Source organism: Bradyrhizobium sp. JR3.5, assembly GCF_054057015.1.
On sequence record NZ_JBSRYV010000002.1, the window covers coordinates 4,483,133 to 4,501,824 of the forward strand.

Here is an 18,692-nt window from a genome sequence, read left to right on the forward strand (position 1 = left end):
ATCGGCGCTACGCCGCGTGCACCGAATGCTGCGGATTGTGATCGAGCAGCGCGGAGATATCGCTGCCCGACATCGGCCGGCCGATCAAATAGCCCTGCACCTCGTCGCAGCTGGTCTGGCGCAGGTATTCGAGCTGATCCGCGGTCTCGACGCCTTCGGCCACGACGCCGATCTGCAGGTCCTGCGCGAGGCCGATCACCGATTTGACGATCGCCGCGCAATCCGGCTGGGTCAGCATGTCCCGGATGAAGGATTGATCGATCTTGATGCGGCTGAACGGCAGCTTGCGCAGATAGGTCAGCGGACGAGAAGCCGGTGCCGAAATCGTCGAGCGCGACCGTCAGGCCGAGTTCGAGCAGCCCGTTCAGGATCGCCGGCGCCGAACCGTATTTCGAGATCAGCATCGATTCGGTGATTTCGATCTCCAGCCGGTTCGGCGCGACATTCGCCTCGGCAAGCGCCTCGACGATCGTCTGCAGAATGCCGACGTTCTGGAACTGGACCGCGGAGAAATTCACCGCGATCCTGATGTCGTCCGGCCAGCGCGACAGCATCGCGCAGGCGCGGCGGATCACCCACTCGCCGAGCTGGTGGATCAGTCCGCTCTCCTCGGCGATCGGAATGAAGACGCTGGGCGGGATCAATCCACGTGTCGGATGCTGCCAGCGTAGCAGCGCCTCGAAGCCGGTGACGCGGCCTTTGCGGATGTCGAGGAACGGCTGGTAGACCAGAAACAGCTGGTCCGCTTCGATGGCCTGCTCCAGGTCGCGCTGCAGGGCGCGGCGGTCGCGCGCCGATTGGTCGTCGCTGGCCTCGAAGAAGCGGATCGTGCCGGGACCGGATTTCTTCGCCCGGTAGAGCGCGATGTCGACATGCTTGAGCAGATCGTGGGAGGTGTTGCCGTCCCGCGGCGCGAGCACGATGCCGATGCTGATCGCGCTGGTGATCTCGAACCCGTCGATCGGGAATGGATCGGCAAAGGCCGCGACGAACCGTTCGGCGATTGCTAGCGCGTCGTCGGGCCGCGTCAAATTGGACATGATCAGCGCGAACTCGTCGCCGCCGATCCGCGCGACATGCTCGGCCGCGCGCGTGCAGCGCTGCAACCGGGCCGCAAGCTGCACCAGGAGCTCGTCGCCTGCCGGATGGCCGAACCTGTCGTTGATCTCCTTGAAGCGATCGAGATCGAGCAGCAGTACCGCGAATTCCTCGCCCGAGCGCTCCAGCCGGCTCAGCGCACCATTGAGCGCCTCGTTGAAGGCGACGCGGTTCGGCAGATGCGTCAACGGATCCTGCCGCACCGTTTCGTTCGGCCTCGTGCTGGGCGATGATGCGGCGCCTGAACTCGAATGCATTGACGAACACGCCGCGCAGCAGCACGGAGCCGTAGACCAGGACGAGCACGACCATCAGCAGATAGACGAAGTCGCCGTCCCTGCCGAGGCAGATCGCGGTGCCGACGAAGATCGGCCCGGTGAAGGCAATGGCGGCGATCGGGATGGTGGAGAATGCGAAGGCGCCGCCAGCCAGCATGCCTGCGCAAAGACAGGTGATCACCAATTGCGCGCCGCTCGATGCGTTCGCGAAGAAGGCGACCGGGACGACGCCCCAGGCGGCGCCGAGCGCCAGCGCATTGCGCACCAGCCGGTACATGGTTCGGCGCGACACGAATTGCGGCTTGGCGATGCGGCGCGACGCGCGCACCTGCATGCCGAAGAACAGCGCCGCGCTGCTCACGGCAGCGGCCCACACCAGCGCGAAGGCCCAATCCGGCGATTGCCACAGCGCAACCGCGAGCACGAGCGCGTTGCAGGCGTTGGCCAGCATGATGCCGAAGGAATAGCCGAGCACGAGCGAAACCTGCTCGGCGCGGATGTGGCCGGCAAGCGCTTCGTCCGTCGGTGGTGCGCCGAAGGCCGCGAGGTCACCCGCGAACAGGGCCGCGAAATATGATCTGAGATCGATACGCATCTCACTACGTTGCCTGCATGGTCCGGCCATCGCGCGGTGCCGAAGAATTCTCTGCAAACCTTTGACAAACTATGAACTATTGGACCGGACCGTGCCACCGCGGGCGCCCGCTTCGGTTTCACCGGGAGGCATTGCTAACAAATCGATACAAATGCGTGATGTGACGTCACGGACCGGCAGAGAGGGCCCAGCGCCGCGCTGCTTGATCGCCCGCCAGTTTTTCGCAATGAGTTGGGTTCCCGCGAACGGCAAAACCAGAAGGTGCACATGAGCTTGCCGACCACGAACCACGATCCCGGGTTTCGGATCACGCGGGCCAGCCACGTGGTCCTGACCGTCCGTGACCTCGCGGCAAGCCGGCAGTTCTACGAAAACGTGATCGGGCTGATCCTGACCGCGGAAGAGGGCGATGCGCTCTATTTCCGCGGCGTCGAGGAGGCCTGTCATCACAGCCTTGTGTTGCGCAAGGGCGAAGGCGCCGTCTGCGCGCGGCTCGGCTTGCGGGTGTTCCAGGACGCTGACCTCGACCGGCTCAAGGCCTTCTTCGAAGCGCATGGCTGCGAGGCCGGCTGGGCCGAGGTGCCCTACCAGGGCCGCACGCTGCAGGCGACCGATCCGGCCGGCACGCCGCTGGAGTTCTGCGCGACCATGCCGGTCGAGCCGCGCATGATCACCCGGTTCACCCGCCATGCCGGCGGCTCGGCGCTGCGGCTCGATCATTATCAGGTGCTGACGCCCGACGTGCGCAAGGCGTGCGAGTTCTACACCGCGGCCGGCTTCCGGCTGAGCGAGTATATCGCGCCCGCGGGCACGTTCGATCTGCGCGGCGTGTTCCTGCAGCGCAAGGGCAACCCGCACGACATCGTGTTCTTCAACGGCGCGGGACCGCGGCTGCATCATTTCGCGTTCCTCGCGCCCGAGGTCCATCATCTGCTGAACGCATGCGATCTCGCCGGCGAGCTGGGCCATGGCGCGGCGGTTGAACGCGGACCCGGGCGGCACGGGCCAGGCCATGCGATGTATGTCTATATGCGCGATCCCGACGGGCACCGCGTCGAGCTGTTCAACACGCACTACCAGATCATGGACATCGAGAACGAGCCGATCGGCTGGGATCCGTCCGACCACAAGATCTCGTTTCCATGGGGACTGCCGGCGCGGCGGGCCTGGTTCGAGGAGGCGACGCCGTTCGAAGGTGTCGCGATCCGCGCGCCGCAAATGAAGCCGAAGCCGTTGACGCTCGAGAGCTACCTCGCGAAGTAGTATGCCAATGTCTCTCGCGAACCCCGGGCATGGTCCGATGTATGACGTGGCAATCGTCGGCCTCGGGCCGGTCGGTGCCATCTTCGCCAATCTGCTCGCGAAAGCCGGCCTGAGCGTCGCGGTCGTCGAGCGCACTGCCGCCATCTACGACAAGCCGCGCGCGATCACGCTCGATCACGAGGCGCTGCGCGTGCTGCAGGCGATAGGGCTCGCCGATTTCATGGAGCAGGCGATCGCCCCGCATAACGGCTCGCATTATCTCGGCGTCGACGGCGAGATCATCAAGATCTTCGACCCGATGCCGCCGCCGTATCCGCTCGGCTGGATTCCGAACGTGACGTTCGTGCAGCCTGACGTCGAGCAGGCGCTGCGCGACAAGCTTGCCGGCTATCCGCAGGTCGACGTTTTCCTTGCGGTCGCCGGCGTGGCGCTCGAACAGGACGAGCGCGCGGTGACGTTGACGGCGCGGCGCGAGCAAGGCGACGAGTTCCTGATCCGCGCGCGCTATCTGGTCGGCTGCGACGGCGCCAACAGCTTCGTGCGCAAGCAGCTCGGCATTGGCCTGGACGACCTTGCCTTCGATGAATGGTGGATGGTGGTGGACACGCTGACCAGCGACCCCGCCAAGCGGCCGGCCAGGAGTTTTCAATATTGCTGGCCGTCGCGTCCCGGCACCTTCGTGCCGGGGCCGCGCAATCTGCGGCGCTGGGAGATCAAGCTGTTGCCCGGTGAGGATCCCGAGGTGGCCGGCGCACCCGACAACGTTGTGAAGCTGCTGAAGGGCTTCACCGACATTTCCGACCTCACGATCTGGCGCTCGGCGGTCTATCGCTTCCACGCCTTGCTCGGCCAGCGCTGGCGCGACCACCGTGTGCTCCTGATGGGCGATGCCGTGCACCAGACGCCGCCGTTCCTCGGCCAGGGGCTGTGCGCCGGCATCCGCGATGCCGTGAACCTGGCCTGGAAGCTGAGGCTGGTGCTGCGCGGTGACGCCGGCGAGGCGCTGCTCGACGCTTACGAGATCGAGCGCAAGCCGCATGTCCGTGCCGTCGTCGCCAGCGCCAAGGAGTTCGGCAAGATCATCGGCGAACTCGATCCGGAGGCTGCCGCCGAACGCGACGTCCGGCTGCGCGCCGACCTGAAGGCCGGCAAGGCCGAAACCATCAGGCAGAAATTCATCCCCGATCTCGTCTCCGGTCTGATCGCGCGCGATACTGTTCTGGCCGGGCGGCTGTTCGTGCAGCCGCATGTGCGTGCGCCGGATGGGTGGACGTGCCGGCTCGACGATCTGCTGAGGCCGGAATTTGCGATCGTGACGTCGGCGGCAGAGCCGATGGCGTGGCTGTCGGACGCGTCCCGTGCCGCCTGGCAGCATCTCGCCGGCGAACGTCTCGTCATCACGACATCAGGTGAAAGCGCCGATGCCAATGGTATTCTGAGCGTGGTCGAGCGCGACGGGCTGTTCGCCGACTGGATGCGGCAACATGGCGCCGCCGCGGTCATCGTGCGGCCCGACCGCTACGTCTTCGGTGCCGCCGGCAGCGCCGACGAGCTCAATATGCTCGTCGGGCAACTGCTCGACAGTCTCGGTGCGAGACATCGGTCGTTCCCGGCGACATCAGTCACTTCTTGATGTCGGCTGCGACTAGCACGCGATGGCCGTGCAGCAGCTCTTGCAACGCCTGCAGGGCAGCGACGCCGCATTGGGTGTCCTGCTCGCCGTTGCCGCCGCTCAACCCGATGCCGCCGACAACCTCGTCGTCGACGACGATCGGAAAGCCGCCGACGAACACGGCAAATTTTCCGTCAAAACTCCACTGGATGCCGAAGGCCTCGTTGCCGGGCAGGGCAGGTCCGTTCGGTGGCTGGTTGAACAGATGGGTGGAGCGCTTGTGTCCGGCCGCCGTGAACGCCTTGTTCCAGGCGATCTGCGGGCCGGTGACCCGCGCGCCATCCATCCGCTCCAACGCCAGCGGATAACCGCCGTCGTCGGTCACGCAGACCGTCTCCGCAACGCCGATCTCGGCGGATTTGCGGATCGCGGCCGCGATCATGTGGCGGGCTTCGGCAAGTTCGAGTTTGAAAGACTGTCTCATCGCTTTGGTCCAGGATTGGAGTGAAGTCGTCGACCGCGGCTCAGGTGCCGCGGTAGACCGTCTTGATCTGGGTGTAGAATTCGAGGCCGGTGCGGCCGGACTCGCGGAAGGTCGAGGTGCTCGACCGCTTCAATCCGCCGAACGGCGCGTTGATCAAATTGCCGGTGGTGGTGCGGTTGATCTTGACCGTTCCGGACTGGATGTCATTGGCGAAATCATGCATCGCGCGCGGGTCGCGCGTCACGATCGCGGCCGACAGGCCGTACTCGCTGGCATTGGCCTTGGCGATCGCGTCAGTATAGCTGTCGACCTCGATGATCGCGATGACCGGGCCGAAGATTTCCTCGCGTGCGATCGTCATGTCCTGGGTCACATCGGTGAAAATCGCGGGCGAGACGAAGTAGCCGCCGTCATAGGCGGCACCGGTGAGCCGGTCGCCGCCATGGAGGTGCGTCGCTTCTTCTTTCCCGATCGAGACATAGCGCAGCACCGTTTCGAGCTGCCTGGCTGTGGCGAGCGGCCCCATCTCCATCCCGCCGGCGAGGCCGCTGCCGATCTTGATCGCCTTCACCTTGGCGAGGAGCCGTGCGGTGAACTCGGCTCGCACCGGCTTCATGACCAGGACGCGGCTGGTGCCGGTACAGGCCTGGCCGGCCAGCGACAGGCCGCCTTTGACGGTCAAATCGACCGCCAGATCGAGGTCGGCGTCGTCCATGACGATCAGCGGATTCTTGCCGCCGAGCTCCATCTGCGTGCGGGTCGTGAAGCTGACCGCGCGGCAAATCTGTTCACCGGCGGACGTCGACCCGGTGAAGGAAATCGCGCGAATGACCGGCGGCTCGGTGATCGCAGGCCCGATCTCGCCGGCCTTGCCGGTGATGAAGTTGAGCGCACCGTTCGGCAGGCCCGCCGCAACCAGCGCCTCCGCGAGGCGATAGCCGCTGAGCGGCGCATCGGACGATGGTTTGAACACCACCGTGTTGCCGGTGATGAGGGCCGGCGCGATCTTGCGCGCCGGGATGGAAATCGGAAAATTCCAGGGCGTGATCACCGACACGACGCCGAGCGGCTCGCGCAACGTATAGACCGTCATCTCTGCATCGTCGTTCGGAAACACCTCGCCGGTGAGCGACTGTCCCTCCACGGCATAGAACCGCAGGGTCTGCGCCGAGCGCAGCACCTCGTCGCGGGCGAGGCCGAGCGACTTGCCCATTTCCCGCGTCATCTCCCGCGCGATGTGATCTGCGCGCGCCTCGAGATGATCGGCGGCCCGGTGCAGGATGGCGGCGCGTTTGGAGATCGGCGTCCGCCTCCAGCCTTCGAACGCGGCGGCCGCGGCATTGACGGCCGCTTGCGCATCGGCGGCGGTCGATTCCTGGAAGCGTCCGACCAGGTCGCCGTTGTCGGCGGGATTGATGTTCACGAACAGTCGGCCGGACGCGCTTGCGATCCGCTCGCCGGCGATCAGATTCGGGAAATTGCTCGATCCCTGCGCTGCCCTCCGCGGAAGGGGGCGCGTTGCGTATCGTCGTTTCAGCTATCGTCACAGGATTCTCCTCAATGCCAGATCAGCACCGCGCAGACGGTCGACACCGCGAGCCCGGTCAATACGGGGACCATCGCCGTCCGCACGATCTGGAACACGGGGACGCGCGCGAAGCCGGCCACTGCGATCAGCGACGACCAGGCCACCAGGGTGCCGCCGCCGGTCCACACCGCGCCCATCTGGCCGATCGCGGCGAGCGTCGCGGGCTCCATTCCGACCGACGGTGCCAGCGCACCCGACAGTGAGCCGGTCAGCGGCAAGCCGGCAAAGCCCGAGCCGTCGATGCCGGTGATCATGCCGGCGATCAGGATGCCGAAGGCGACGAAAATCTCGTTGCCGGGGATCCAGGCTTGCGCGGTCTGGATCAACTCGAACAGGAGGCTCGGCGCCTGGGCCGCGGGCACCCCGAGGATCGGCGCAGACAGGCTCGGCTCGGCGCCGAGAAAGAAGAACCCCGCGATCGGCAGCACGGAGCCCATCGCCTTGAATGCGAAGACGAAGCCTTCGGTGACGTGGTCGGCGCTGGTGTCGAGGAATTTGCGCAGATCATCGGTGATGAAGGATGCGCAGATCATCAGGATCGCAGCGACGCCGCCGACCAGTGCGGCAGCGTCGCCGCCCTTGAGGTCGTGGCCGACGCCAAGCTTGGCCAGCACCATCACCGCGATGACGCAGAGAAAGGCGAGCGGGGTCGCAATCGCAAAGAATTTCGACCAGCCTTCGCGGCGCGTCGGCACCCCGGCGAGTTCCTTGTCGATCTGCGCCTGGGTCGCGAGCGGCCGCTGGCCGTCGGCGGTGCCGCGTGCGATCTCCGCCTTGTCGAAGCTGCCTTCCTGCTCCAGCCGGGCCAATTCGCCGTTGCTGGACTGCGCCTGCCAGCGCTCCAGCAGCCGCTCGTCGGCCTTGGTGATCGACTTGCGGATCGAAATAGATAGGCGAGCGTCAACGCGATGCCGCCCGTGATGAGGGACAGCACCAGCGCGCGGTCCGCGACGGTGGCGGCGCTGACCGCGGCGCCGGCCGCCTTGGCACTGATCCCCGGCGCGACGCCGATCACGTAGTCCGACGACAGCGCCATGCCTTGTCCGGCGATTGCGATTGCAATGGCACCGCCGAGCGGCGACAGGCCGGCCGCAATCGCCGCGGGCAGCAGCACCGCGGAGACCAGCGGCACTGCCGGCGTCGGCCAGAAGAACAGCGAGATCACATAGGTGATGGCGGCAAGCACGAAGTAGGCGGTGTGTCCGCTCTTCATAATGGCGCGGAACGGTTCGACCATGCGAATGTCCGAGCGCAGCACCTTGAGCGCGTTCAGCAGTGCGGTCATCAGCGCGATCACCAGGAAGATGTTGAACAGCTCCTTGGCGGCGGTGAAGCTCGCGTTGAAGACGCTGGCAAGCGCCGCGACCGGGCTGTGCGTCCAGGCAAACGCGACCAGGAGTGTCGCGATCACCGACGGCACCACGACGTTGGCGCGCCAGATCATGGTGAGAACGATGACGGCGACGCCGAGCAAATAGACCCAGTGCGCGGCAACGATCGGAGCGTGCTGCATGGCTGTTGCTTCCCCCCTCTAATGCCGCAAATAATGTATACTGTATTCCGCAATGGCAAGCGCAAATTGCAAGCTGACGATCCGTGCGTCGCAGAAGGATGGGAGCATCTCCGACCGCATTCTTGTGCATCAGAAGCCTAAAATAGCGGCGAATCAATGCGGTTGGTGTCGGGTGGAGGGACGGCAGGGAACCCGGCCTTCGCTGTTGACAGGCCCAGATATAGTATACAGTATACCGAAATAGCCAACCAAAATCGGACCGATGGTCCGTGGCCGGACGGCCATTTCTTCACGGCACAGGAGCGCCACGATGCAAAAGCTGATGGATCACGTGGAATTTCGAGCGGCCCTCGAAAATGCCATCAAGGGAAAGAGCGCCAACAAGGCGCCGTTCAGCGTCGCCTGGGCGAGCGGCAAGCTCAGCCGCGCGCATCTCGCGCGCTGGGCCGAGAACCACTACCACTATGTCGGTCCGTTCGCCGACTACCTCGGCTACATCTATGCGCGGATGCCGGAGCAGTATCAGGAAGCAAAGGACTTCCTGCTCGCCAATATGTATGAGGAGGAGATCGGGGGCGATCGTCACACCGATCTGCTGATCCGCTTCGCGGAGGCCTGCGGCACGACCGCGGCGCGCATCAAGAACCCCGACAACATGACGCCGACAACGCGCGGGCTGCAGAGCTGGTGTTATGCGGTCGCGATGCGCGAGGATCCGATCGTCGCTGTGGCCGGCCTCGTGGTCGGTCTGGAGTCGCAGGTGCCCTCGATCTATCGCAAGCAGACGCCGACCCTGCGCGAGAAGTACAAGTTCACCGACGAGGAAGTCGAGTTCTTCGACCTTCACATCGTCTCGGACGAGATTCACGGCGAGCGCGGCTACCAGATCGTGCTCGAGCACGCCAATACGGTCGAGCTGCAGCAGCGCTGTCTCAAGATCTGCGAGATCGGCGCACAGATGCGGCTGCTCTACACGACCGCGCTGTACCATGACTATGTCGCAAGCGACATTCCGCTGGCGGAGCTCGATCTTGCCAGCGGCGTCTCCGCTGAGGAACGCGTGCTGTTGCAGGCCTGAGCGCAGGGAGCAGCGGCGCAATGCCCAACGTCATCTTTCACCGCAATGGCGAGACCTTTGTCGGCGAGGTCAAGGAGAACACCAATCTCGTGGTCCGCGCCGGCATCCGCCAGTTTCCCTACCCCAACTTCCTTTACGGCTGCGGGATGGGGAAGTGCGGGAAGTGCGCGTCGCTGATCATCAGGGGCGGCGAGCACTTGCCGGAGCCAAACTGGAAGGAAACGAAGCGCCTCGGTGCCAGGATCGAGCAGGGCTATCGCCTCGCTTGCCAGCTCTGGCTCACGCATGACGTTGAACTGTCGCAGGAGGCAGCCCCGCTGGTCGACGTCGTCGCGCCGGCCGGCGCCGCGGTTGGGAGGACGTGACCGATGTATGTGATACTGACGAGCAAGCCGGGGCAGTTTCGCACCGAGATCGCTGACGGCCTGCGGCCGCTCGCGGCTTATGACTACCTGTTCTACGGGATCAGGAAGGCGACGTTCGTGATTGCCGAGCTGGTCGAGGAGACCAAGGTCCGGGTGATCGACGAGGCCTGGTCGCCGCCGATCGTGAACGAGGTGCCCTCGAAATTCCTCGAAAAGTTCGAGACGCCCGAGCGTGCGCTGCACGAACTCGAGCACCTCATCACATTCGGTCACATGGACACCAAGCTGCGCAAGCGCTGAGCGGATGGCGGGATGATCGAAGTCACGTTTCTGACCAATGGTGGGAAAACCGTCACCGCGGCGGAGAACAGCAATCTGCTGCGCGTCTCGCTGCGCGAGCAGGGCGGCATTCCGTTCAAGTGCGGTGGCGGCCTGTGTGGAACCTGCAAATGCCTGATCGAGAAAGGCATCGAGAACACCGATGCGATCAAGCCGAAGGAACGAAAGCACCTCAGCGACGCGCAGTTCGCCGCCGGCTATCGGATGGCGTGCCAGACCTTTCTCACCGGCAGCGTGAGCGTGTCGTGGGTGCCGAAGGCCGCAGTGCCGCCGGCTCGACCTGTAGCTGTTGACGGCGAATGAGCGCGGCTTGATGGCATGCAGCCGGCGGTCTAAATACGCAGCAGCGGTCATTCGGCCAGGAGTCTGGCAGCTCGTTGGACCTCCGGTGTCCATGCATTGAGCGAAGCGCGGCCGGACAGGTCGGTTCATGGCAGGCAAGCTCGGAAGCTCCAAACGTCTCGGCGACGACTACCTCTCCCTCCATGGCAGGGTGATCGAGGAGCTGCGGCAGGCAATCCTGAGCCGGCGGCTGAAGCCCGGCGAGCGGCTGGTCGAGGGCCGCCTCGCCGACGAGCTCGGTGTTTCCCGCAAATCCCGTGCGCGAGGCGATCCGCGTGCTCGAGTCGGAGGGGCTCGTCGAGGTGACCGCGCGGCGCGGTGCCTCCGTCATCACGATGAGCGACGAGGAAGCGCGCGAGACGGTCGAAGTCCGCGCGCTGCTCGAGGGACAAAACGCGCGCCTGGCTGCGCGTCGCCGCGAGGAGAGCATCATCAAGCGGATCGCGGCGGTGTTGAAGCAGGGCAACGAGGCGGTCGCGGGACGGCGCTACGACCTGTTGTCGGATCTCAACCAGCAATTCCATCATGAACTGGCGGAGGCCGGCCGCAACCGCGTGCTCGCCGATCTGCTGAAGCGGCTGCGCGAGCGCACGGCGATGCTGTTCTCGCCTACCGATCCGGTGCGCCAGGCACGGACCTGGGATGAGCACGCCGCGATCCTGCGCGCCATCATCGCCGGCGACGAACGCGCTGCCGCGACGCTTGCCGCCGAGCACGTGATGCGCGCCGGTGCGGATTTTCTCTCGAGCCTCCCATGTGCCCGATGAGGAGACCTCGCTGGAGGCGGCGTCGGCGAAATACGGCCTGCCGTCCGGCTCCCGCACCGATCAAACGACGGCCAAGCCGCCGCGCCGGAACCAGCAGCACGCCGGCACGCGGCGGCGCAAAGCGGAGAGCTGAACGCGCCCGTCGCGTTGATGGCTTGTGGCCCGCCGATCCCGCGGTGAAAGGTCCGGTGGTACCGCTCCGGATCGCCAGCTAACTTTCTTGACCGTATCTGCCACGCTCGCTACGTCTCTTCCCAATGCTGGGCAGGGGCGCAACCCTGCCGGCCGCGCCGCATGGCCGGGGGAAACCAATGAACAACAACAAGGATGGCGCGTCGCCGAACGACGTCACCGAATTTGATTACGTCATCGTCGGCGCCGGCTCGGCCGGCTGCGTGCTCGCCAACCGCCTGAGCGCCGACGGCAAGCATTCGGTGCTGCTGCTCGAGGCCGGGCCGAAGGACACCAACATCTGGATCCATGTCCCGCTCGGCTACGGCAAGCTGTTCAAGGAAAAATCCGTCAACTGGATGTACCAGACCGAGCCTGAGCCCGGCCTGAACGGGCGGCAGGTGTTCCAGCCGCGCGGCAAGGTACTCGGCGGCTCCAGCTCGATCAACGGGCTGCTCTATGTGCGCGGCCAGCACGAGGACTATGACCGCTGGCGGCAGCGCGGCAATGCCGGCTGGGGCTATGACGACGTCTTGCCCTATTTCAGGAAGGCGGAGGATCAGCAGCGCGGCGGCGACAAATATCACGGCGCGGGCGGTCCGCTGCCGGTGTCGGACTGGCGGCACCACGATCCGCTGTCGGAAGCTTTCGTGCATGCCGCGGCCGAGGTCGGCATCCCGACCAATCCGGATTTCAACGGCGCGACCCAGGAGGGCGCGGGCTTCTTCCAGACCACGACGCGGCGCGGCCGGCGCGCCAGCACGGCGCGGTCCTATCTGCGGCCGGCGCTGACGCGTGGCAATCTGCATGTCGAGACGTCGGCGCTGGCGCAGCGCGTCCTGTTCGACGGCAAGCGCGCGAGCGGCGTCGCGTACAGGCAGAATGGACAGTTGCGCACGGCCAAGGCGCGCAAGGAAGTTCTGGTGTCGAGCGGCGCGTACAATTCGCCGCAATTGCTGCAGCTCTCCGGCGTCGGCCCCGCCGATCTGTTGAAGCAGCATGGCATCGAGGTTCTGCTCGATGCGCCCGGCGTGGGGAACGACCTGCAGGATCACATGCAGGTGCGCATCGTCACGCGCTGCGCCCAGACTGTCACGCTCAACGACGTCATCAACAATCCGGTGCGCCGCGTCATGGCCGGCCTGCGCTATGCGGCGTTGCGCAAGGGGCCACTGACGATTGCCGCCGGCACGTCGGGGGCGTTCTTCAAGACCAGTCCGCGGCTGGCGTCGCCCGACATCCAGATCCACTTCCTGCCGTTCTCGACCGACAAGATGGGCGAGAAGCTGCATCCGTTCTCGGGCTTCACGGCTTCGGTCTGCCAGCTGCGCCCGGAGAGCCGCGGCTCGCTGAAGATCCGAAGCGCGGACCCGAGCGTGCCGCCGGAAATCCGCATCAACTATCTGGCGACCGAGACCGATCGCCGCGCCTTCATCGACGGCATCCGCATCCTGCGCAAGATCCTGGCCGCGCCGGCGCTGAAATCATACTCGGTCGGGGAGGTCGATCCCGGCGCCAAGGTGGTCAGCGACGACGATTTGCTCGATTTCTGCCGCCGCACCGGCAGCACCGTCTATCATCCAACCTCGACCTGCCGGATGGGCAACGATGCGCTCGCGGTCGTCGACCAGCGGCTCAAGGTGCGCGGTGTCGAGGGTCTGCGCGTGGTCGATGCGTCCGTGATGCCGGATCTGATGTCGGGCAATACCAACGCGCCGACGATCATGATCGCGGAGAAGGCGTCAGACATGATTTTGGAGGATGCAAGGTAACATCTCGACCCGTCATCCTGAGGAGCCGCGAAGCGGCGTCTCGAAGGATGCACGGCCCCGCTTTATTCGTGCGGAGAAAGCGGGGCCGTCGACCCTTCGAGACGCGCGCAAGGCGCGCTCCTCAGGGTGACGGTGATGGAGTGGGCTACAGGGCGTTAGCCGTTGTACGCGCGGACCCGTGCGACCATCTGCTCGACATGGGCGATCGGTGTCTCCTGCAGGATGCCGTGGCCGAGATTGAAGATCAGCCGGCCGCTGCCGAAATTCTCCAGCACATCGTCCACCGCGCGGTCGAGCGCGGCGCCGCCGGCAATCAGGGCCAGCGGATCGAGATTGCCTTGCACGGCGACGCGGCTCTGCACGCGCTCGCGGATCATCGACGGCTCGGCCGCCCAATCGATCGAGACGGCATCGACGCCGGTTTGCTCGACATAGGCCGGCAGCATGCCCGCCGCGCCGCGCGGAAAGCCGATGATCCGGGCACCGGGGACCTGCTGGCGCACCCCGGCAACGATGCGCCGGGTCGGCTCGATCGACCAGCGGGCGAACTCGCGTGGCGGCAGCACGCCGGCCCAGGTGTCGAAGATCTGCAGGCAGTCGGCGCCGGCCTTGAGCTGGCCGACGAGGTAGTGGATCGAGTTCTCGACCAGGACGTCGATGATCTTGGCGAAGGCGTCCGGATGGCGGTAGGCGAGCATCCGTGCGGGCGCCTGGTCCGGCGTGCCCTGTCCGGCCACCATGTAGGTCGCAACCGTCCATGGCGCGCCGCAGAAGCCGATCAGCGTAATGTTTGGCGCAAGCTCGCGCCGGACGCGGCGCAGCGCCTCAAACACCGGTTCGAGCTTGTCGAAATTGGCCTCGGTGGCCAGCGTCGCGATCTCGCCGGGCGTTGCCAGCGGATCGAGCCGCGGCCCTTCGCCGGCCTCGAAACGCACCGAACGGCCGAGCGCGTAGGGGATCACCAGGATGTCGGAGAAGATGATGGCGGCGTCGAAGTTGAACCTGCGGATCGGCTGTAGCGTGATCTCGGTGGCGAATTCGGGCGTGAAGCAGAGATCGAGGAAGCCACCGGCCTTGGCGCGCAGCTCGCGATATTCCGGCAGATAGCGGCCGGCCTGCCGCATCATCCAGAGCGGCGGCACGGCTTGCCGGTCGCCCGACAGGAGGTCGATGAGCGGCTTCTTGGTGGGATCCTGGGGCACGCGGAAGTTCCTGATCAAGGTCCAAATTTGGCCCCTGATACACGCTGCGGCGCAATGGGCCAAGGTGGTTCTGGAACCCTGGTTTGTGCAGGGGCGTTGTCCCCCGGAATGGAGGGACGACATGGCCGAGAAATTCGATCCTGCCGCGCATGACAAGCACGCCGAGAAGCCGCACGAGGCACGGGCTGGCGACCGCAAGGCGCGCTCCCGGTTGAAGGAGGGGCTGGAGGATACCTTCCCGGCTTCCGATCCGGTCAGTGCCACGCAGCCGGCGCCGTCGAAGCACGACGGCAATCGGGACAATTAGCTGGACTATCCCGGCGATCGCTAACCACGATGCGAAGTGAGTTCAGCCGTGTGAGGAACGGCTCACCGCGCAGCGGTGGTTCGAAGGGCACCGCGCGCTTGGCGTGGAGCGCAATCGTCGCGGCGGGAATCGCCGCGATACCGTGGCTGACGCTGCATGCGTGACATGTTCGCGGGCGGCCTCGATGCGCGAAGCCGCCCGCCTATCGTGATGCTCTGGACCGGCTAGACCGGACCGCCTTCGGGGCGCTGCACCCGGTCAAATTCGAAGGTCACGCCGAGCCGGCGCTCCAGGCGCCAGGCCAGAATGCAGTGCCGCCGGATCGGTTCGCTCTCGATCTCGAGATCGAACGCGAACGGAATTGCGACATCGCTTTCCACGGCCAGCCCCGCACCGCCGGTCGAGATGTTGAGCACAAGACATCCGATGCTGGTGTTGCGGTAGAAGATCGTTCCGCGCTTCATCAGGACGGTTCGCTGGCTGTCGATCTTGTATCTTTTTATTGTTGTACTCACGCCAGTCTCCTACCCCGATGTGATGCCCGAACGCCCTAGTTCACCAGCACCGCGCCGTCGCAGCGGATGCCCAGCACCCAGACGTCGACCTGGCCGAGCCCGATTCCAAGCGTCGAGAGCAGCGTCGCCAGCACCTGATCGATCGGACTCGTCACGGCGTTGAGGATGCTCATGACCAGCGCGCCCAAGCCCGGGATCGGAATGCCAGCGATGTTGAGCGTGAGGTTACCGAGCAGACTTGCCGTCAGCGATGACAGGAAATTGGTCGTCGTCACCGTCTTCTTGGTCCCTGCCTGGATGTCGCTGTAGCTGAAATTGACGTTGGTCGGCGTGGTGTTGCCCATGCCGGCATGGGCCAGGCCGGTGATCGTGATCCCCAGCAGACTGACCAGTGTCGCCGGCGGCGGATTGGGCTTGGTCGTGAAGTTGGTCATGTCGGCCACCGTGACGTTGCCGATCCAGGCGTCCACGATTCCCGGCGTCACGCCGATCGTCACCTGTGAGGTGTTGATGTTCGGATGGCCGCACGACACCGCATTGAGCGTCGCGGTCCCCGAGGCGACCTCGACATAGACCGGCAGATTGATCGACGCGATGCTGCCGGAGCCGAGAACGTTGATGATTGCCAGCAGTCTCGTCTGAGCGGTGTGGACGCTCACGCCCTGGGTGCCCATCGCGATCCAGCTCGAACCGACCGGCCGTTCACCGATGGTCACGAGCACTGTGACGGTGCCGAGGCCGGGCAGGCCGAGATTGACCGAGGTTGCGATCTGATTGCTGCCGTTGGCGATCTGCGCCACTGTGTTGATGAGGTCGAACACCGAAACGCTGGCGCCGACCTTCGGTTTCTGGCCCACCGTCAGGTTGGCGAAGGGACCGAGATCGATCAGCGTGCCCGGCGAAACCTTGGTCGAGGAGCCGGTGACAGCCTGGGAGATCGTCGACAGTGCGGTCGTCGCCGCGCCCGCGCCGTTGGTGATCTGCTGTGTGGTCAGCGCGGCCGCCATGATATCGCCGACCTTGAAATTACTGCTCAGGAGGTCGCTATAGGTGACGCCGGTCAGGTTGACCCGGGTTGCCAGCGCCGACAGGAAGTCCAGGGCGTCGATCTTGGCGCTGATCAGCGAATTGTAGTCCATCACCGAGAGCGACAGCGTGGTGCCGAGCATTGAGCCGAGCAGCGCGTTGAGCACGCCGCCATTGACCGAAAGCAGCCGCGAGCCGATCTCGAACGAGGCCATTTCGGTCGATGTCGCGGTGGCGGTCGTCGTGATGTTGAAGCTGCTCGCGCCGGTCAGATAGCGCGCGAAGTAAAGCGGGGTCTGGGTCGTCAACGTGACGCGCGCAGCGTTCGGAATGCCGACCGCCGGGGTCACGAAACGGGCCTGCGGCGCGACGGCGCTGTTTGCGGTGTAGGTCCCCGTCTCGACCTTGACCAGCGCGCTGGCCGGATAGTTGTTCTGCGTCACCGTCGCGGAGGCGGCGTTGACCGGATTGCTCAGATTGGCGGCAGCGACGATTGCGGCAAGGTCGGCGGTGCTCTGGGTCTTGCGCCGGTCGGCGAAGATCGTGCCGAGATCGATGGCAAGCCCGGCGCACCCGATCAGGAGCGTCATCAGGCCGGCCGAGATCATCGCGAAGTTTCCTCGTTCGTCGGCGCCGAAACGCCGCATCAGCATGAGGATGCCGCTCATGCTAGAATCCTCCGTACTGGATCGCCGCGGAGCGGACGATGGTGCTCGCCGGAGCGGGAACGAAAGGCAGCTTGTAGATGAAGTTGCCGGCCGCGTTGTAGTTGACCGTCACGACGTAGACGTTGGCGTTCAATGGGGACGGTGCGGCATTGACGGTGAGATTGCTGGCTACGAGCAGCGGATAGGTCGATGCGTTGGCATTGACGTAGCTCGTCGCGAGGCTGTTGCGTTCGGTGTCGGTCATGCCCGCGATTGACGAGCGCGCCGCTTCGGCGGCGAGTTGCTGGACGCCATGCACCATCGCGAGATACGAACCGAATACAATGACGCCGAAAATGAAGGCAAGAAACAGCGGCAGCATCAGCGCAAATTCGACAGCAGAAGCGCCGCTTCGACAACGAAAGAATCTGGTCATGGCACACCTCGAAACGCAATCCAGGGCGCCACGTTGCGAGGCTTTGATTAAGGAAAACTATGAAAACGCTTCCGCGGATCAGTGACGTCAATTCAGATGAATGGCAGCGTTCAAATTTATTGGGTGGACGACGCGTTATGGGGCGATCAGAATCTTTGATGCCGTGTCCGCAGAAATCCGAGGTCCGATGGTGTCGAGGTGCTGCGTGCGCGTGCAGATGCAGTCGTTCGACACCGTAGCACTACGGGGCAATGCACGTAACAATACATAAGGCCTGCAATTACAATAGTATCGCAGCAAATTGAAGCTAAACGAAAGTGCAACCAAATGTTAGTATAGCTGAATCACATACTATGGAGATCGTAATTGCGTCCCGTGCTGAGATTGGAGGGCTCGCGATGCACAGACCACGTCAGCATTTGAATGTTCCGACAGAGATCGTTCGCACCGTCGTTGCGATTGCAGAGACCGGAAGTCTATCGAAGGCCGGGGAGCGTCTCGGCCTCAGTCAGCCGGCGATCAGTTCGCAGGTCAAGCGACTGCAGAGCCTGGTTGGCGGCGCGCTCTTCGTCAGAACGGCGAACGGCACCACGACGACGGAGCTCGGCAAGGTCGCCGTGCAGCAGGCAAGGCGAATCCTCGAAGCGAACGACCAACTGCTTCGGCTCGGCGGCAATCACGAAGGACCGCAGCCGTTGCGGCTCGGAATGAGCACGATGCTCGCCGAGGAATTCCTCAAGCTGCATCCGGCCGACGCACTCGCCGACGTGCTGGTTCACGCCGACATGTCGCCGATCGTCATCAGAGGATTGATCGACGGCTACATCGACATCGCCTTCGTCTACAGCAACCCTTCGCTGGAGAACGAACACGAGGTGACGATCGCCGCCGAGGCCGAAGAGCGCTCGGTTTGGGTACGATCACGCGATTTTGTTCTGCGGCCGGGCGCCCCGATCCCGATCCTGGCGTGGCCGGGTGACGACTGGATGATCCGGACGCTCACCAAGCACAACATCTCGTACAAGATCGTGTTCAGGAGCCCGAACCATCAGCTGCGACTCGAAGCCGCGCGGGCCGGATACGGCCTGACGGCGTGCCCCGAGCGGATGATGCCGTCCTCGCTGATCTCGGCGAAGGACTATTATCTGCCGGAGCTTCCGTTGCAGAAGCGCCTGCTGTGTGTTCGCCCGGGCCTCGAGGGGAGCCGCGCGACGGCAATGGTGCAGCGGTTGTCCAGCCTGTTCTTCAGCGGCGCGAAGCCGATGCGTCAGGTAAGCAACATGTAATTCGATCG

The 18,692-nt window shown here is 64.8% G+C and carries 19 protein-coding genes and 2 pseudogenes; 12 read left to right on the forward strand and 9 right to left on the reverse strand.

The features are described 5' to 3' along the window. Nucleotides 1–7: 7 nt before the first annotated feature. A pseudogene (locus tag ACVWW1_RS38415) lies at nucleotides 8–1,971 on the reverse strand (putative bifunctional diguanylate cyclase/phosphodiesterase). A gap of 267 nt (nucleotides 1,972–2,238) precedes the next feature. Between ACVWW1_RS38415 and ACVWW1_RS38420 the strand changes: the two are divergent. Together ACVWW1_RS38420 and mhpA are read left to right on the forward strand one after the other, a co-directional pair. Continuing rightward, nucleotides 2,239–3,234, forward strand: a complete 996-nt coding sequence (locus tag ACVWW1_RS38420) for a VOC family protein (protein ID WP_456659470.1) — start codon at nucleotides 2,239–2,241, stop codon at nucleotides 3,232–3,234. Between the two features lie 37 nt (nucleotides 3,235–3,271). Further along, the gene (mhpA, locus tag ACVWW1_RS38425) at nucleotides 3,272–4,867 is read left to right on the forward strand and encodes a bifunctional 3-(3-hydroxy-phenyl)propionate/3-hydroxycinnamic acid hydroxylase MhpA (protein ID WP_456659471.1); all 1,596 of its coding nucleotides are present in this window, start codon (nucleotides 3,272–3,274) and stop codon (nucleotides 4,865–4,867) included. Here the strand turns inward: mhpA and ACVWW1_RS38430 are convergent. From ACVWW1_RS38430 to ACVWW1_RS38445, 4 genes are read right to left on the reverse strand one after another with little or no spacing between them, the layout of a single operon-like run. Next, entirely contained in the window at nucleotides 4,857–5,330 is a 474-nt protein-coding gene (locus ACVWW1_RS38430) for a GlcG/HbpS family heme-binding protein (RefSeq protein WP_456659472.1), read from the reverse strand. The genes mhpA and ACVWW1_RS38430 overlap by 11 nt on opposite strands. A 40-nt stretch (nucleotides 5,331–5,370) precedes the next feature. Then, entirely contained in the window at nucleotides 5,371–6,867 is a 1,497-nt protein-coding gene (locus ACVWW1_RS38435; protein ID WP_456660776.1) for an aldehyde dehydrogenase family protein, read from the reverse strand. 20 nt (nucleotides 6,868–6,887) lie between these two features. After that, nucleotides 6,888–7,613 (reverse strand): hypothetical protein, encoded by a 726-nt coding sequence (locus ACVWW1_RS38440; protein ID WP_456659473.1) that lies wholly within the window; start codon nucleotides 7,611–7,613, stop codon nucleotides 6,888–6,890. Next, nucleotides 7,535–8,431: a hypothetical protein gene (locus ACVWW1_RS38445; protein WP_456659474.1), complete on the reverse strand. Its 897-nt coding sequence runs from the start codon at nucleotides 8,429–8,431 to the stop codon at nucleotides 7,535–7,537. Before ACVWW1_RS38445 ends, ACVWW1_RS38440 begins: the two co-directional genes overlap by 79 nt. 310 nt (nucleotides 8,432–8,741) lie before the next feature. Between ACVWW1_RS38445 and ACVWW1_RS38450 the strand changes: the two genes are divergently transcribed. From ACVWW1_RS38450 to ACVWW1_RS38485, 8 genes and pseudogenes are all read left to right on the forward strand, one after another. Beyond that, a complete protein-coding gene (locus ACVWW1_RS38450) occupies nucleotides 8,742–9,509 on the forward strand; it encodes a TenA family transcriptional regulator (RefSeq protein ID WP_173641155.1) in 768 nt (255 codons plus the stop codon). 20 nt (nucleotides 9,510–9,529) lie between these two features. Beyond that, the gene (locus ACVWW1_RS38455; protein WP_456659475.1) at nucleotides 9,530–9,874 is read left to right on the forward strand and encodes a 2Fe-2S iron-sulfur cluster-binding protein; all 345 of its coding nucleotides are present in this window, start codon (nucleotides 9,530–9,532) and stop codon (nucleotides 9,872–9,874) included. A gap of 3 nt (nucleotides 9,875–9,877) precedes the next feature. Further along, entirely contained in the window at nucleotides 9,878–10,174 is a 297-nt protein-coding gene (locus ACVWW1_RS38460; protein ID WP_092124473.1) for a ferredoxin, read from the forward strand. Between the two features lie 12 nt (nucleotides 10,175–10,186). Then, nucleotides 10,187–10,516 carry a 2Fe-2S iron-sulfur cluster-binding protein gene (locus ACVWW1_RS38465; RefSeq protein WP_456659476.1) on the forward strand — a complete coding sequence of 110 codons (330 nt, stop codon included), beginning with the start codon at nucleotides 10,187–10,189 and terminating at the stop codon, nucleotides 10,514–10,516. A 127-nt stretch (nucleotides 10,517–10,643) separates the two neighbouring features. Then, nucleotides 10,644–10,796, forward strand: a pseudogene (locus ACVWW1_RS38470) (GntR family transcriptional regulator); the annotation flags it as partial. Between the two features lie 34 nt (nucleotides 10,797–10,830). Beyond that, nucleotides 10,831–11,322, forward strand: coding sequence for a GntR family transcriptional regulator (locus ACVWW1_RS38475; RefSeq protein ID WP_456659477.1), 492 nt, complete (start codon nucleotides 10,831–10,833; stop codon nucleotides 11,320–11,322). Next, nucleotides 11,312–11,455, forward strand: a complete 144-nt coding sequence (locus ACVWW1_RS38480) for a hypothetical protein (RefSeq protein ID WP_456659478.1) — start codon at nucleotides 11,312–11,314, stop codon at nucleotides 11,453–11,455. Before ACVWW1_RS38475 ends, ACVWW1_RS38480 begins: the two co-directional genes overlap by 11 nt. 178 nt (nucleotides 11,456–11,633) lie before the next feature. Beyond that, nucleotides 11,634–13,265, forward strand: a complete 1,632-nt coding sequence (locus tag ACVWW1_RS38485) for a GMC family oxidoreductase (RefSeq protein ID WP_456659479.1) — start codon at nucleotides 11,634–11,636, stop codon at nucleotides 13,263–13,265. Between the two features lie 155 nt (nucleotides 13,266–13,420). On the opposite strand, the gene hemE is transcribed toward ACVWW1_RS38485, so the two are convergent. Further along, nucleotides 13,421–14,467, reverse strand: coding sequence for a uroporphyrinogen decarboxylase (hemE, locus tag ACVWW1_RS38490; RefSeq protein ID WP_456659480.1), 1,047 nt, complete (start codon nucleotides 14,465–14,467; stop codon nucleotides 13,421–13,423). Between the two features lie 121 nt (nucleotides 14,468–14,588). Between hemE and ACVWW1_RS38495 the strand changes: the two genes are divergently transcribed. Further along, nucleotides 14,589–14,774, forward strand: a complete 186-nt coding sequence (locus ACVWW1_RS38495; RefSeq protein ID WP_456659481.1) for a hypothetical protein — start codon at nucleotides 14,589–14,591, stop codon at nucleotides 14,772–14,774. Nucleotides 14,775–14,998: 224 nt separating this feature from the next. On the opposite strand, the gene ACVWW1_RS38500 is transcribed toward ACVWW1_RS38495, so the two are convergent. The 3 genes from ACVWW1_RS38500 to ACVWW1_RS38510 are packed head-to-tail and all read right to left on the reverse strand — an operon-like array spanning nucleotide 14,999 to nucleotide 17,398. Then, entirely contained in the window at nucleotides 14,999–15,289 is a 291-nt protein-coding gene (locus ACVWW1_RS38500) for a PilZ domain-containing protein (RefSeq protein WP_456659482.1), read from the reverse strand. Between the two features lie 35 nt (nucleotides 15,290–15,324). Beyond that, the gene (locus tag ACVWW1_RS38505; protein WP_456659483.1) at nucleotides 15,325–16,983 is read right to left on the reverse strand and encodes a pilus assembly protein TadG-related protein; all 1,659 of its coding nucleotides are present in this window, start codon (nucleotides 16,981–16,983) and stop codon (nucleotides 15,325–15,327) included. A gap of 1 nt (nucleotide 16,984) precedes the next feature. Next, on the reverse strand, nucleotides 16,985–17,398 hold the full coding sequence (locus ACVWW1_RS38510; protein ID WP_456659484.1) for a TadE/TadG family type IV pilus assembly protein: 414 nt from the start codon (nucleotides 17,396–17,398) through the stop codon (nucleotides 16,985–16,987). 398 nt (nucleotides 17,399–17,796) lie between these two features. Between ACVWW1_RS38510 and ACVWW1_RS38515 the strand changes: the two genes are divergently transcribed. Next, nucleotides 17,797–18,684: a LysR family transcriptional regulator gene (locus ACVWW1_RS38515; protein ID WP_456659485.1), complete on the forward strand. Its 888-nt coding sequence runs from the start codon at nucleotides 17,797–17,799 to the stop codon at nucleotides 18,682–18,684. Nucleotides 18,685–18,692: the final 8 nt, after the last annotated feature.

Bases quoted from the DNA above. Each gene is read 5' to 3' on its own strand.
- ACVWW1_RS38465 (WP_456659476.1), top strand. From the start codon at position 10,187: ATGATCGAAGTCACGTTTCTGACCAATGGTGGGAAAACCGTCACCGCG.
- ACVWW1_RS38510 (WP_456659484.1), bottom strand. From the start codon at position 17,398: ATGACCAGATTCTTTCGTTGTCGAAGCGGCGCTTCTGCTGTCGAATTT.
- ACVWW1_RS38450 (WP_173641155.1), top strand. From the start codon at position 8,742: ATGCAAAAGCTGATGGATCACGTGGAATTTCGAGCGGCCCTCGAAAAT.
- ACVWW1_RS38455 (WP_456659475.1), top strand. From the start codon at position 9,530: ATGCCCAACGTCATCTTTCACCGCAATGGCGAGACCTTTGTCGGCGAG.
- ACVWW1_RS38430 (WP_456659472.1), bottom strand. From the start codon at position 5,330: ATGAGACAGTCTTTCAAACTCGAACTTGCCGAAGCCCGCCACATGATC.
- ACVWW1_RS38495 (WP_456659481.1), top strand. From the start codon at position 14,589: ATGGCCGAGAAATTCGATCCTGCCGCGCATGACAAGCACGCCGAGAAG.
- mhpA (WP_456659471.1), top strand. From the start codon at position 3,272: ATGTATGACGTGGCAATCGTCGGCCTCGGGCCGGTCGGTGCCATCTTC.
- ACVWW1_RS38515 (WP_456659485.1), top strand. From the start codon at position 17,797: ATGCACAGACCACGTCAGCATTTGAATGTTCCGACAGAGATCGTTCGC.
- ACVWW1_RS38445 (WP_456659474.1), bottom strand. From the start codon at position 8,431: ATGCAGCACGCTCCGATCGTTGCCGCGCACTGGGTCTATTTGCTCGGC.
- ACVWW1_RS38505 (WP_456659483.1), bottom strand. From the start codon at position 16,983: ATGAGCGGCATCCTCATGCTGATGCGGCGTTTCGGCGCCGACGAACGA.
- ACVWW1_RS38420 (WP_456659470.1), top strand. From the start codon at position 2,239: ATGAGCTTGCCGACCACGAACCACGATCCCGGGTTTCGGATCACGCGG.
- ACVWW1_RS38460 (WP_092124473.1), top strand. From the start codon at position 9,878: ATGTATGTGATACTGACGAGCAAGCCGGGGCAGTTTCGCACCGAGATC.
- ACVWW1_RS38485 (WP_456659479.1), top strand. From the start codon at position 11,634: ATGAACAACAACAAGGATGGCGCGTCGCCGAACGACGTCACCGAATTT.